Consider the following 15,435-nt stretch of genomic DNA (forward strand, 5'->3'; position numbering starts at 1 on the left):
TCGACGAGTGCTGTTTGAGAAACTCCAACAAACAGGCTTGCCAGTAACAACTGGTACGGGAGGGCAAACTCAGTACAATCGAACGAGAATGGGATTGCCAAAAACTCACTGGCTGGATGCTGCCTGTGTAGGTAAAGTAGAACAACTGGTGATACTGACAAGGCAACCATTACTGATAACCGCTAAAGGATGGGGCAACCGTCAAATGTGTACGCCCAATAAATACGGGTTTCCCGGCAAACACAGAACCAGGTGCAAGACTTTTTTTGGGTTTCAGACTGGAGATATGGTGATAGCAGTTTTGCCGATCGGGAAATTTGCAGGTACTCACGTTGGTAGGCTGGCAGTTAGAGAGAGTGGAGTCTTTGATTTGAGGACAGCTTGGGGAAAAATTAGCCCTGTCGACTCCAAGCGAGTATTAGCGAAGCGGTTGACCAAAATCGATAATCCGCTCCCAGGAAGCAGCAGGACGGCGTACAGGGGCAGAACTTACCCCCTGCCGTCTGTTAACCGGAACCCTGACCAAAGGCACATTTATCGGTCGGATTTGGTCGTTTGGAGTTGACATCCCCGAAGAGTTTTGCTCGTAAGTTATAACCTCAGCCGAGGCAGGTTGGACAGACGCTTTGGCAGGAGTTGAGTTAGAATCGGCTGACTGCGGATTAGGTGGTACTGGGATTGCAGGCGGTGTTTGGGTTTCGAGAGTTGCTTGATAGGAAGCAGGCTCGATCGAGGGACGCAACACCCAGCGATTTTCTACCCCGACTCTTTGAAATTTAATTTGTTCACCGTTGAAAGCCACTCCGGGAGCCAAATTTACCAAAATTCTCGCGTTTCCTGATGGCAGTTGAATTATCGCCACGGAACGCACATTGCCTTGCGGGTATAGTTGAGTTGCATCAACGGCGATCGGAGTATTGGGCAAATCCACAGCAATTTGAGACGGGTTGAGTAGGGAATAGGTGGGAGTTTTGCCCTCTGGGAGAGTAATTTCTAGCTGATTTGTGGCTGGATCGAACCGCCAACTCGTGACTGTAGAAGCATTGGCTGGTTGCTGTGCGATTTGGAGTGTTGCAACTGTGGTGGTTGCTGCTATGCTCAGGGCGATCGACACAGAGCCTAAAAATGAGGGTACCAGACACTTAGGTGTTAGTTTGTGTAAGTCTGTCCAAAATTTCGGTGGTAATTTTTTGTATTGCATGGCTGTGTAAAAGTTGAGATTTTAACTAGCTTTGAGGATAATTTTTTTTGGTAGAGGTGTTGCGGGCGATTTGCGATCGGGATAGGTGCGATCGGCAGTACAACTAACCGCAAGGGTAGCTTAACGCTGAAAGTTTAGCATTAATGGGTAATTGAAAAATTGGAAGTTAACACTTTCTGCCTAATCCCGAATGCCAACAGATACGCATTCATCCTTCTTTTCTTTTCCTTACCCTTCAACCAAGATTGTCCGAAGAGAGGAACGAAGCAAACAAGAGTGTCTATTTTTCATTGAATTTCCGTGTAATAATCTCCGATCAGAACAGTGTTACACCACAAGCAGCCGAAGAAAGATTAGTCGTGCGCGTTTTATGAAGAATTCAATAATATGAAAAATTTAACTAAATGGAAATTACTGCGATCGCGCTTCGTGCTTAACCACAAGTGGTGTCAAGTCAGACAAGATGAAATAGAATTGCCAAGCGGACAAATTATCGACGACTTTTTTATTAATGTCCGACCCAATATCGCCCTAATATTTGCGGTAACAGAACAGCAAGAACTTGTATGTGTGCGTCAATACAGGCATGGCGTCGGCGAAATTTTACTCGAACTCCCGGCTGGGAGTTTCAATCCTGCCGAAGAAAGTGGCAAAGCTGCTGCCGCCCGAGAACTGGCTGAAGAAACCGGATATGTTGCTGAAGAAATTTTGGAACTAGCAGTTTTATACGACAATCCCGTAAAAGACACTAATTCTATTTACTTATACCTTGGTAAAAATGTCAAGCTTGCCAGCCAAATTAAATTGGATATTACAGAAGATATTGAAGTAGTTTTAGTACCCATTTCAGAAGTTTTGTTGAAAATAACCAATCGAGAAATTTGTGTAGCTGGAAGCATCGCAGCTATTTTTTTAGGATTAGATTTTTTAAACAAACATTAGTTGGGTTTGTAGTGAGGACTTTAGTCCTTTCTTGGATGCGGACTTGCCTTTCTCACTAAGATTTTTTTTGCAATACGCTTTGAATAAGAAATTCCAAGAGATCCCCTCGCATCCCCCGATCGAAGCATGGTAGTTTTATTATGGGGAGAGAGAGATAGGTACGTAGTTGGGCTTCAGCCCTCTTTAGACGTATAGATAAAGGAGGCTCAAGCCCAACTACGTACCTTTATTTATTAATGATAAAATTAATTACACTACGATCGCTCGCCAAGCTTGTAAATTAGTAATTTCTGGCCTTTGATTGTGCAATTAATTGTGTCCGGTTACTTAAAAAACGGTTTGTAGTATTGAAGCGTTGGTTTCTGGCGATCGATCCCTTAAAGCACCAACCGCCAGAAACCAAGCGGGGAAAGATATTGAGAGTTATTGAAGATGTCTGTTAGTCATTAGTCAGCAGTCATTAGTTGCGATCGTCATTTCCGAGAGAGTATCCTAGTAAGGTGCGCCGCTATGCCATAATTGTAAATAGCCAGAATTCTTGTAGCGACGCAGCCTACTTATTCCCTCTTGCATCTTCCTTCAATCACTGACATCGATTACAAAATCCGTTGCCGAACTTCCTGATTCCTGATTACCTCTTCCTTCGTCTTTTTGGCTTCTTGCATCTTCCTTCAATCACTGACATCGATTACAAAATCATTGCTAAACTTCCTGATTCCTTCTTTCCTCTTGCCTCTTCCTTCTTGCCTCTTCCTTCTTGCTTCGTCTTTCTTGCTTCTTGCTTCGTCTGATAGAATCCCGCCAACAGCCGAACAGGTTGCACCCGCTTATCGCTCAATATCCTCTAAATTCGTAGCACAAAATTATGAAAATAGCAAACTCAAACCCTTAAGCGAAAAGGAAGTTTCTCAGCGCTTGCAAAATTTGCCTAATTGGACTAGAGAAGGTAAAACTATTAAATATACCCACGAATTTAAAAATTTTGTCGAAGCTGTCAGTTTTGTAAATTGTCTGATTTCCCCCTCAGAAAAAGCTGGCCACCATCCCGATATTGCTATTGCTTACAACCGCGTCACGATAAGTCTCACAACTCACGATGCAGAGGCGCTGACACAACAAGACTTCGATCTAGCCGAGACAATCTCTAAATTAGTCAGCGACTGGATGCCCGGAAATGTTTGTTTAGTAGTGGAAGGTTCTGGATAATGATTTTACTGTACCAAATCGCCAACAATCAAGCAAAAAGTCAAGCAAAAAAGCTGTTTTTAATTTTATCATTTTGCTTATTCCTCGGGGAAACGGCTGCTTTCGGGCAATCGGTTATCCCCGCGAATGACGGCACCGGTACTACCATCGTCCCTCAAGGAAATCGAATCGATATTAGCGGTGGTAAACTATCGGGAGATGGGGTTAATCTTTTCCAGAGTTTCCAACGGTTTGGCTTGAACAAAAATCAAACAGCGAATTTTATTTCCAATCCTAACATCCAAAATATTTTAGGGCGAGTTGTTGGCGGAGAACCGTCTATAATTAATGGCTCGATCCAAGTTAGCGGTGGCAATTCCAATTTGTTTTTAATCAATCCAGCGGGTATTATTTTTGGCAGTAATTCTCAGTTAAATGTACCCGCATCCTTTACTGCTACCACTGCTAATAGCATGGGTTTTGGCAATAATTTTTTGAACGCGATCGGTTCTAACAACTATCTGAATTTAACAGGAAATCCCAGCAGTTTTGTATTTTCGGATGTGACACCTGCCAGCATTGTGAATCGCGGCAACTTGGCGGTAAAACCAGGGGAAAATATAACTTTACTCGGTGGCAGGGTTACAAATACAGGTCAAGTTACAGCACTGGGAGGTACAATTAACATCCTTTCAGTAACAAGCCCAAGTGTTGTCCGTATCAGCCAACCAGGATATTTGCTCAGTATAGAAGTCAGCAGCCAAGCATTGAATTCTCAAGGGGAAAATCCCAATACATCCAGCGAAAACTCATCTGCAACTCTTCCCGAATTGCTGACAGGTAAGGGTGAAAAAGTTAATAATGCTTCAGATGTTGCTGTTAATAGTGACGGTAGCGTTCAATTAACCAGATCTGCCTCGCAAACTCTCCCTCCTAATAATTTAAGACAAAATAACAGCGGGACAGCTCAAACATCTCCACAACCTAGTAATACCAACAATCCCAATCCGGCTGCTAATACTAATAATGGCGCCAGCGCTCCACAAACTACTAATACGAGCAATCCCAATCCGCCTGTTAATGACAATAAGGACGATATGCCTCCACAGCTTAATACAGCAAATCTCAATGTCACTCCTAATAATACTAATGTTGTGATGTCTCCACAACCTAATACGGCTAATTTAAATTTTCTTCCTAATAATATTCAGATTCCTCCCAATTTAGTCGCTCAAATTGTGAAACAGGGTAACAATCTGCAAAATGCTCTGGTACCCAATATCCAGCCAAATTTTCCTATAAACCAACAGCTTATTCCTAGAGGTTTTTCCGTGCCGACGATGAATAATATGGAGCTGTTGTCTGCGCGCCCGATTATTAACAATCTGCCGATAAATGGGAATATCGATCGCACTTCCATTTTTACCAGTAGCCAGCCAAATTTTATTATCAACCAACAGATTAATCCTAACAAAGCTCCAACACTGGCTCCCAACATTCAGGTAATTGATGCTCGCAATCTTCCCGGGAATCCCCCGATGTCCGCTGCGCCCAATATAACTCAAATGCGGGCCCGCCTCGGGCAGAATCTGCCCCCCGGCGTCCCGAATATTCCCAGTGGTGTAGCGAATCCTTCGGCAAATATGCAGGCAATTGCTAACATCAATTCCATGCTATCTTTAGATGGAAACCGAGCTGAGAAATATGCTGATTATTTTGGGAATGGCTTTACCAATCCCAATCTCGGCGCTGAAAATATCCGCGAAACTTTGCTCAAAGTTGCCTCGCAAACAGGCAAGAGATCGGCAATTATTTATATTAACTTATTTAGCGATCGAGTAGAATTATTACTGTTCTCTCCCGAAGGTTCGGCGATTAGAAAAACCGTACCGGAAGCCAATCGGGAGAGCATCATCAAACTAGCAACGGAATTCCGCGCAGAAATCTTGAATCCTGGGAATCTGAACACCACCAGCTACAAAGCATCCGCTCAAAAACTTTATAGTTTGCTGATTGCACCTTTAGAAACAGACTTGCAGGAACAAAATATCAATACGCTGTTATTTTCACTGGATACCGGTTTGCGGAGTCTCCCCTTATCTGCTCTTTATGACGGCAAACAATTCCTGGTCGAAAAATATTCTCTCAGTCTAATACCAGCTATTTCACTTACCGATACCCGCTATGTATCGCTACAAAATGCCTCTGTTTTAGCAATGGGAGCCGCTCAATTCGATCGGTTAGATCCCCTACCAGCAGTGCCAATAGAACTATCTACTATTGTAGATTTGTGGCAGGGGAAATCTTTCTTGAACGAACAATTTACCCTGAACAACCTGAAATTCCAACGCAGTAGAAATCCTTATCAAATAATTCATTTAGCAACTCACGGCGAGTTTAAACCGGGAGCAGCGAGCAACTCTTTTATTCAACTGTGGGATGGAAAACTGCAATTAGATCAACTCAGAAATTTGGGGTGGAACAATCCACCTGTGGAGTTATTGGTACTATCAGCTTGCCGCACAGCACTCGGAGATGAGACAACGGAAATGGGTTTTGCTGGCTTGGCATTTCAAGCAGGAGTTAAGTCGGCTTTAGCGAGTTTGTGGTATGTTTCTGATGAAGGTACGTTAGCATTGATGAGCGAGTTTTACCATCAATTAAAAACAGCTCCGATCAAAGCTGAAGCTCTCAGAGCAGCGCAAATTGCTATGATCCAAGGTCAAGTTCGGATCGAAAATGGAGTCTTGTGGGGCCCTTTTGTTGCAGCCAAACGGGGAGGGCAAAATAGCCAGCAAGCCATCCGAGAAATGGCAGGTAATGGCGATTCCCTACCCTACCCTTCGGGAACCCCTACGGGGAACGGGAACTCATTAGGGGAAGATAGCTTCGCTGCACAAAATCTCACTCATCCCTATTTTTGGTCTGCTTTTACAATGATTGGTAGTCCTTGGTAATCGATGTGAAATTAAATTAGATGGAGGATTGTGAAATCTTAAATCTCATATCAATTCCGTCAGCATCGGAATCATTCATCTCTCTATTCTCTGCCTCCGCGCCCTCTGCGTTCTCTGCGGTTAAATTATTCCGATACAACCGGAATTGATATGATATCAATTCCGGTTGCACCGGAATCATATAGAGGACACGGCAGTGCCGTGTCCCTACCGTGATTAATTGTAGGGACACGGCAGTGCCGTGTCCTGGCTTTGGGTAATAATTCCGATGCTACCGGATTTGATATCCAATCTCAAATCTCGAATTAAATATTGAGAAACCCGGTTTGTTCGCAAACCGGGTTTCTCAATATTAGGTCAAATTGGGCGCATTAAATGCGCGCTGCTGTTTACTGGGAAAAAGTCACAAAATCCAGAGCAGTAATAGCATTACTGGCTCCGAAAATATTAGCTACAACCTGCCCAGTAGAGGCTATTTGCAGGACACTTCCGTTCGCCGTCGAGTTAATTTGCAACTGAGCAAAACTCAAGCCACCAGCTAAAGAAAACTTGTCGATTCCTACTTCAAAATTAAGGACAGTATCGATACCGCTGTTGCTATCTAACACAAAACGATCGCTCCCAGTACCTCCAATTAAAGTATCCTCGCCCGCACCGCCAAACAGCCAGTCATCGCCAGAACCGCCGTTGAGAATGTCGTTATCTGTCCCTCCGTAGAGAGTGTCGTTACCGTCATCGCCGTTGAGAGTATCTTGGCCTTCATTGCCATATAACAAGTCCTCGCCGTTGCCGCCACTCATGCACTCTTGCTGGCCATTAGCACCCACCGAGACATCCTGGTTATCGTCGCGATCGCCATACATGGTATCGTTGCCATCATCGCCACACATAATATCGCTGCCGCCATCGCCGTACATCAAGTCATCGCCGGCATCTCCGTGCATCAAATCGTCATCCTTGCCGCCGCGAACAGTATCGTTGCCTTCTCCGCCGCCGAGAGAGTCGGAACTCTCACCGCCGTTGAGATAGTCGTTACCGTTGCCCCCAAACAGCAAATCGCGGCCGTTGGCGTCGCTGACGAATTCGTTTTGCAAGCCGCCGTAAAGCGAATCCTCTCCCTCGTCGCCGACAAGGGTGTCGGAACCGAGTTCGCCCCAAATCAGGTCATTGTCTTTGCCGCCGTAAACTAAGTCATTGCCTTTGCCGGCAAAAATGCTGTCGTTACCGCTGCCGCCGCCGATGATGTCGCCGCTATCGTTGCCGAAAATTAAGTCGCCTTCATCAGTAGCAATTGTGGTGCCAACAGCAGTACCGTAGTCGCCGACGAGGGTATCAGAACCTTGATTGCCGTAGAGTGTGTCGGAAGCAATTTCGCCAAAAATGCGATCGCCCCCTTTGCCTCCATAGGCCAAATCCCGGCCGTTGCCACCGAGCAAAGTATCGTCGCCTTCTTGGCCGAATAGTATGTCATTGCCATTGCCTCCAAACAGCAAATCTTGCCCGTCTGGGTCGCTATCTAGGGAGTTGAGGACACCACCAAACAGGGAATCGTTCCCGCTATCGCCGTAGAGGGTATCAGGGCCCTTATCGCCGAAGATCGCGTCGTCCTCTTTGCCCCCGTAGGCGATGTCTGGGCTTTTGCCGGCGAAAATGATGTCGTTGCCTTGATTGCCAGCAATTGCGTCCCTTCCTTCGCCACCGAAAATCAGATCGGCTTCGTTACCAGTCAAGTCGATGTTGTTGCCGTTGTCGCCGACGATCGTATCATCACCGCGATCGCCCGACAATAAGTCCGCACCGCGATCGCCAAAAATGCGATCGTTTTGCTTACCTCCAAACACCACATCATTTTCTTTGCCCGCGTAAACGATGTCGTTGCCCTTATCGGCAGCGATGAAGTCTGCCCCTTGGTCTCCAAACACAATATCAGCGCCGTCTTCACCTAAAACTATGTCGTTCCCAGCTTCGGCAAGAAACAGTTCGTTAGTGTCGTTCCCGCCTAAATAGTCGTCTCCGGGAGTGCCGAGGATCGTGTTTTGGATGTCGGTGAGTTCTACGGCGTTAGAGTCGAAGTTGAGTATTTGCCCTGCCTGCGGTTGGATAAATGTAATCGGAGGCAGCAGGGGTAAGGGCGTGCAATCGCAGCCCGTATCAGGTTCGGGTACTGGCCCGAAAATAGGCGGGGGTGTTGGTGTGGGTGTCGGTGTCGGTGGCTGCGGGATGTCTGGTGTGGGCGTGGGTACCGGTGTGGGCGTGGGTGCCTGTATCGGCGTGGGTGTGGGCGTCGGTTGCCGAATTGGCGTGGGTGTGGGCGGTGTGGGTGTGGGCGGTGTGGGTGTGGGCGGGACGGGTGCGGCCAAAATTGAGATAGTTGCCGCAGTGGGACTGCCTAGGCTGCGGCTGTCTGTGACGCCGTAGGTAAAGGTAGTACCGGTGAAGTTGCCCGATGCCTGGAAGAACAATTGGTTAATCGAAGCAGGCGTCAGGATCTGACCGATCGTAATTGGAACTCCGCCGCTGGCTGGATCGCCTAAGAACAGACGACCTTGAGCTATTGGTGGCAGGGTTTTGATGTCGAAGGAGGCGATCGTATCGCCCGGATCGGGGTCTCGGCCTGCTAGTCCGGGCACGGTAATCGTGCTGCTGGGGGCCGCCGAGGTATTGGCATTCAATGGTACCGGCGGTTGGTTAAGTGCGATCGGCAGTGCGGAGACAGTAGCAACGGCCGGGCTGGTAGCGCCGAGGTTGTCGGTGGCACTGTAGGTGAAGTTTGCCCCTTTAAAATCGGTGCCCGCCTGGAAGAACAACTGAGTAATTTGAGCTGGTGTCAGGACTTGACCGGCTGTAACTCGTACTCCCCCGTTGGCCGGATCGCCCAAGAACAGCACACCTTCATTAGTTGGCGGCAGAGTCTCAATTTTGAAGGAAACCACAGTGCCGTCGTCTGATCCTCCGAGTCCGGGGATATTGATAGCGCTACCGGGCAGCAAGCTGACGCTGGCGTTGTTAGCAACCGGGGGTAGGTTAACCGGAGGCGGGAACAGGGAGGCAGTAGCGGGGGCCGGACTGGGCAACCCGGTGGTGTCTGTCGCGCTGTAGGTAAAGCTGGCCCCTCTGAACGCGCCTGTGGCCCGGAAGAATAGTTGGTTGATTTGCGTTGGGGTGAGGACTTGACCTGGTGTAATTGCCACTCCGCCGTTAGCCGGATCGCCCAAAAATAGGACGCCTTGGTCTGCCGGGGGCAGAGTGTCGATCTTGTAAGAAGCGATCGGGCTATCCGGGTCGTTTGCTATCAGCCCCGTGAGGTTGATGGTGGCGTTCGGCGCCACAGGAGAGTTGGTATTGACTGGTACCGGCGGTTCCTTGAACTGCGGCGGAATTAGGGCAACGGTAGCTGCGAGACTCCGATCTCCTCGATCGTCCGTGCTGCTGTAGGTAAAGTTTGCCCCTGTAAAAGTGCCTGTGGATCGGAAGAACAACTGCTTGATTTGAGCCGGCGTCAGGACTTGACCGGCTGTAACCGCTACTCCACCGTTAGCTGGGTCGCCCAAAAATAGGACGCCTTCATTTGTTGGAGGCAAAGTGTCGATCGTGAAGGAAACCACAGTGCCGTCTGTGTCTGTTCCTCCCAAGTTCGCGAGCCTGGCAGCGCTGTTACGCCCCAGAGTGACGTTATCGTTTTCTGCTGTAGGGGGGATGTTGCGGCGCGGTGTCGTGCTGACAGTGGTGGTCACCGTGGCATTAGGATCGGAACCGTCGTTGTTTCCCGGGGTGGGGTCAGAAGTGACTGAGCTGCTCCGAGCCGTGTTTTTGACGCTAGTCAGGGTAGCTGGGGCGACAAAGCCGATCGTCCGAGTGACTGTAAGGTTATTGGCGATCGCAATCGCAGGAAAGGTGACAATCCCTGTGGTTGGGTTGTAAACCCCGCCGTCGGATGCCGTGACTCCTGTCAAGCCGGGAATGATGCTGTCAGTAATTGTGACGCCTTCTGCGGGACTCGGGCCCTTGTTGGCCGTGCTAATTGTGTAGGTGACTGTGGTTCCAGCAGTGGCGATCGTCTGCCCGCTTTTGGTTGTTGCGACATCGGCAACAGCACCGAGGGTAGTGCTGACAGTGGCAGTAGGATCGGAACCGTCGTTGTTTCCCGGGGTGGGGTCAAGAGTCGTCGAGGTGCTTTTTGCGGTGTTTTTGACGCTAGTCAGGGTTGTTGGGGCGACAAAGCCGATCGTCCGATTGACTGTAATGCCATTGGCGATCGCAATAGCAGGAAAGCTGACAACCCCCGTAGCTGCGTTGTAGGTGCCGCCGTCCGATGCCGTGACTCCCGTCAAGCCGGGAATGATGCTGTCAGTAATCGTGACGCCTTCTGCCTGACTCGGGCCGTTGTTGGCCGTGCTAATTGTGTAGCTGACTGTGGTTCCAGGATTGGCGCTCGCGGGCCCACTTTTCCTAGTTACCACATCGGCCACAGCACCGATCGAAGTGCTGACAGTGGCATTCGGACTTGTGCCGTCGTTGTTACCAGGGGCTGGGTCTGGAGTCGTCGAGGTGCTTTTTGCCGTGTTTCTGACGCTAGTCAGGGTAGTTGGGGCGATAAAGCCGATCGTCCGAGTGACTGATACGCCACTGGCGATCGAAATACCCGGGAAAGTGACAATCCCTGTAGCCGCGTTGTAGGTGCCGCCGTCGGATACCGTGATTCCCGTCAAGCCGGGAATGATGCTGTCAGTAATCGTGACGCCTTCTGCCGGACTCGGGCCGTTGTTGGCTGTGGCGATCGTGTAGCTGACTGTGGCACCGGGAATGGCGAGCGTCGAGCCGCTTTTGGTTGTTACCACATCAGCGCTGGGCGTGATGCTGGTGGCAACAGATGAGTTGGTGGGAGTGCCGTCTTGATTGGTGGTGCTGCCGTCGTTGTTGGTGCCGATCGGGTCGGGAGTCGTCGAGGAGCTCCGAGCCGTATTTCTGATTGAGGTCAGGGTACCTGGGGCGACAAAGCCGATCGTCCGATTGACTGATGCGCCACTGGCGAGTGCAATCCCAGGGAATGTAACAATCCCGGTAACTGGGTTGTACGTACCGCCGTCGGATGCCGTGACTCCCGTCAAGCCGGGAACGATGCTGTCAGTAATCGTGACGCCATCTGCCTGACTCGGGCCGATGTTGGCTGTGGCGATCGTGTAGCTGATTGTGCGACCGGCCGTAGTAGCTGTGGGCCCACTTTTGGTGGTAACAACATCGGCAATAGCTCCGAGCGTAGTGCTGACACTGGACTCAGGGTTTGTGCCGTTGTTGTTTCCTGGGGTGGGGTCGGGAGTCGCCGAGGAGCTTGTTGCCGTGTTTTTGATTGAGGGGAGGGCGACTGGGGGCACAAAGCCGATCGTCCGATTGACTGTAATGCCACTGGCGATCGCAACAGCAGGGAAGCTGACAATCCCCGTAACTGCGTTATAGGTGCCGCCGTCGGATGCCGTGACTCCCGTCAAGCCGGGAATGATGCTGTCAGCGATCGTGACGGCTTCTGCTTGGCTCGGCCCGTTATTGACTGTCGTAATTCTGTAGCTGACAGGGGTTCCAGGCAGCGCACCCGTCGGCCCGCTCTTAATTGTTACCACATCAGCGCTGGGCGTAATAGTCGTGACAACAGTGGAATTCGTGGGAGTGCCGTCTTTATTGGTGGTACTGCCGTCGTTGGTGCGGGGAAAGGGGTCGGGTGTCTCCGAGCTGCTGCGAGCCGTGTTGCTGATTGAAGTAAGGGTCGGTGGAGCAACGAAACTGACGGTGCGGTTAACTGTTGTACTGATGGCTAGGGATGTCAGCACCGGGAAGGTGACAATCCCTGTAGCCGGATTGTAAGTGCCATTGTCCGATGCGCTGACTCCAGTCAAACCGGGAACAATGCTGTCAGTGATAGTCGCGTTGAGAGCCGGGTCTGGCCCCAGGTTGGCTGTGGTCAGGGTATAGGTAATCGTTGACCCGGCCACAGAAGTGACGGGGCCGCTTTTGGTAGTAACGAGATCGGCAACAGTAGGGGAAATAGTAGTCTGTTGTTGGCCTATGAACGTTGAACCGTCGTTGTTGCTGAGATCGGGGTCGAAAGTGCTGGCACTGCTGAATGCGGTGTTGGTTAAGCTGCTGCCAGGATTTAGACTTGGGGGTAAAGCAACTGACAAGGTGTAGGTGACGCTTTGATTGACACCGAGAACGGGAATTTTCGGCCAGGTGACGTTCCGCGTCGTGCTTGAGTAAAGGCCACCCCCACTGATCTGGCGAATGGGATTGGCTCCGCCGACAGGAACGAGTTCCGGAGGCAATTCGTCTTGAACCAAAACTTGTTCAGCCGGCGATGTCCCCTTGTTAGTAGTAGTGATGGTGTAGGTAATACTGCCAGCACCTGTTTTGATGAACTGCGGGCCACTTTTGATGGTGGCCACATCAGCAGAGATGGTGGGAGTAGGATTGACAGTCTCGATTGCGAGGTTGCGAATTTCGTGGAAGTTGCTTGCAACTCCCGTCGAACTGGCAAAACCAAATTTGAAATTAGGCGGTATCGCTCCGTTTGCAGTTGCTAGATTGGGGATATCGATCAGAGTTTCACCCGCGCCGGTGAACAAGCCGTCGTTATTCAGGTCTAGGGCAATGGTGAGCCTGTTGGGCGTTGCTGAATTTGAGGGGGCTAGGGTAATTTGAATGCTTCTTTTCGCTGCATCTCGACTGGTAGTGACAGTATTGTCGAAGTCATAAGTACCCCCAGCATCTAAAAAGTCAATACTTTTGGGGATATTGTCGATACCTAAAGGGGCGATCGCGTTTGTTAAAAATCGATAACTATCTGCTTGACGACCCCTGAGAGTGATGGAATCAGGTCTGTAGCCTTCGAGAGTTGAACCAGGAATGGTACCATTTACTGCTCCACCAACACGTCCTTCCGTATCATTAGAAAAATTCCCAAACTCATCGAGTCCAATGCCCAAATAACCTCCCACCAATCCGGGTTGGCTGCCATTGGTGTTGTTGGCATACCCCAGAGAACCACCAAAGCCTCCTGCTGCTGTAGGGCTAGCTGACCCGTCAATCAGGAAGAAGCTAATGCCGTCCCCTGGCTGCGGGCTGATAAAACCGTTTGGGCCTTGGAGAGTAGTGCCGTTGTAAGCAAAGAAATCGAAGGTAATTTTCAGACCCTCTGTGGAGGGTATGGGGTTGTCGTAGAGAACAAAGGCTGGCAGTCCCACACCGTTGGTCGTCAATTGCAAAGCCCCAGAGGGTGGTACATCGCCACCCAAACCGGGAAGTATCCCAGATGAACTTCCTCCGGTGATACCGGGAATCCTTTGCCTGTTGGCTTCAAAGACTGAGCTGGGGTCGAATACCCTGCCGTCTTGTCCTCGGTAGAGCCAAGGCCCCCTGACTGTGGCGTTCCTAAATGTTTCGTTGACTAAGGTACCGAGGACTCCGCTGTATGCCTCCAGCACCTTTTGCTCAAGGGCAATCCTGGCCCTTATTTCTCCTGTCGCAAATTCTAATTCCCAATCGCCACCGAGCGCCGCACTCCCTACCAAGCCTGTGGAAGCTGCAATCTCTCTACCCGTAATTTCACTGAGTCGCCGCACGAAGGCCCGGCCGCTTTCCCCGGCTGCTCCCCGGCAAGCCAATAATAAGATATTTCCTCTCTCGCTGAGGGAGTTTCCCCACTGCTGCAACAAATGGCTGTAGGTTTCTAAGTTGTCGCTGCACAGTTCTACTGACCCCAGTTGTACTCTGGCTTCTTGGCCGTGAGCAACTATTTGAAGGCTGTCTAAATCGCTGTAATTAGCAAGAATTCTAGTAATTCGATCGACTCCATCCCGCATCGAGTCCAGTAAAAATACCTCTGTATCCGCTGTTGCTCCTCTTGCCAAGCTGTCACTATTCTCTACTCTGGCATCGATGAACAGTATATTTTTTACATTCCGGGGGCCTACCGACTCGGTCGATCGCAAAAATTCTCTCTCTAGGTGTTCAATTTCCGCGCCACCACCAATTTTTGGAGACAGGAAAGACCAGTCTGATTTTACTTGTTTTATTTGTCTTTCCTGAGGATAAGTTGCGGTAGTTCGGGAGTTTTTCCTGCCAATGCTTGTGGTGTCAACTGCTTTTTGTTGAGTCAGGAAAATTGGTTTGTTGCCAATGCTTTTCATTGTCTGATACCTTGCTGATTGTATACAATATACCCATTAAGAGGTAATAATTATCACCTCTTAACAAGGCTTAATTGAGACTGAGTTGCTCTGTTGTTTGACTTTTAGAAAGCAATAAGGTTCAGTTAGTGCTGTTTCTTCCCCGGAGATTCCTCCCATCCCCCGAATCGTTGCGGGGACGAAAGAGAATTTCTTGTATCCCCCTTTTTTTTAAATGGAGGTTAGGGCGATCGATCTTAACTCAACCGTATTCTGTTAAAAAGAGTAATATGCCGATTTTCATCAGCATAAATTTCTGCTATCTTGCTATTGGATAGCATTGGAAATACAGCCGATTTGATGTCGGCCGATTAGACTTCTGAAACACGTCATAACCCTGACAAACAGACGGTTTCGGAGCGAAATCACTTTTTTTACTTCATTAACCAGCAAAAGTGCTGTATCGCCTGCGCGAGGGCTGAGACAGGACAGTTTTAATGGTAATAATCTATCTATCGGGTGATATTTTGCCTTCGGCTTTCTGTGAGCGGGTGTATCTTTAACAAGGAGATATCTTACCTCCCGCAGCAGACAATAACAGCGAGCCTCAAAAAATTACTTGATGAGGTTTTCTGTCGATCGTCTAATACACTTTATGGGCAGAAAAAATTTACCATTTCTGAAAGCTAACACTTGGTTGGATGAACGAAATTAGGGTGGCAGTTTCCCATCTATGTCAGTCAATTTTAGATTTTAGATTTTAGATTTCCTGGCCAGATGAATCTGGGAGCTTGAACTTTAGTCTAAAGTCTAAAATTTTGGGCTGCTCGCGACTTGAGTCGGGGGCTTGTCTGCATTGTTTTTGGGCGGTGTAATTTAATTGAAATCGGCATACCCTGTATCGACGAGGCGGATTAAAAATTTATGACTTGCAGTCTAGTTAGTGACAACAATCCAGGTTTGAGACTGCGTTCATCTGCGATCGCCAAAAATA

General features: G+C 49.1%; 6 protein-coding genes. 3 read left to right on the forward strand and 3 right to left on the reverse strand.

Annotation, left to right across the window (positions count from 1 at the left end):
• Nucleotides 1-418 precede the first annotated feature (418 nt).
• Nucleotides 419-1,201: an AMIN domain-containing protein gene (locus JGK36_RS17405; RefSeq protein ID WP_293182940.1), complete on the reverse strand. Its 783-nt coding sequence runs from the start codon at nt 1,199-1,201 to the stop codon at nt 419-421.
• A 387-nt stretch (nt 1,202-1,588) separates the two neighbouring features.
• On the opposite strand from JGK36_RS17405, the gene JGK36_RS17410 reads away from it, so the two are divergent.
• Nucleotides 1,589-2,143 (forward strand): NUDIX hydrolase, encoded by a 555-nt coding sequence (locus JGK36_RS17410; RefSeq protein WP_293182942.1) that lies wholly within the window; start codon nt 1,589-1,591, stop codon nt 2,141-2,143.
• Nucleotides 2,144-2,831: 688 nt separating this feature from the next.
• Here JGK36_RS17410 and JGK36_RS17415 read toward each other — a convergent pair.
• A complete protein-coding gene (locus JGK36_RS17415) occupies nt 2,832-2,981 on the reverse strand; it encodes a hypothetical protein (RefSeq protein WP_293182962.1) in 150 nt (49 codons plus the stop codon).
• On the opposite strand from JGK36_RS17415, the gene JGK36_RS17420 reads away from it, so the two are divergent.
• Both JGK36_RS17420 and JGK36_RS17425 read left to right on the forward strand, forming a co-directional pair.
• Entirely contained in the window at nt 2,981-3,349 is a 369-nt protein-coding gene (locus JGK36_RS17420) for a 4a-hydroxytetrahydrobiopterin dehydratase (RefSeq protein WP_293182960.1), read from the forward strand. The genes JGK36_RS17415 and JGK36_RS17420 overlap by 1 nt on opposite strands.
• Nucleotides 3,349-6,285 (forward strand): CHAT domain-containing protein, encoded by a 2,937-nt coding sequence (locus JGK36_RS17425; RefSeq protein WP_293182944.1) that lies wholly within the window; start codon nt 3,349-3,351, stop codon nt 6,283-6,285. The genes JGK36_RS17420 and JGK36_RS17425 overlap by 1 nt, the downstream gene beginning before the upstream one ends.
• Nucleotides 6,286-6,674: 389 nt before the next feature.
• On the opposite strand, the gene JGK36_RS17430 is transcribed toward JGK36_RS17425, so the two are convergent.
• Nucleotides 6,675-14,462 (reverse strand): DUF4347 domain-containing protein, encoded by a 7,788-nt coding sequence (locus tag JGK36_RS17430; protein WP_293197677.1) that lies wholly within the window; start codon nt 14,460-14,462, stop codon nt 6,675-6,677.
• Between the last annotated feature and the right edge of the window lie 973 nt (nt 14,463-15,435).

This window comes from Microcoleus sp. PH2017_35_SFW_U_B (assembly GCF_020737865.1).
Taxonomy (GTDB): domain Bacteria; phylum Cyanobacteriota; class Cyanobacteriia; order Cyanobacteriales; family Microcoleaceae; genus Microcoleus.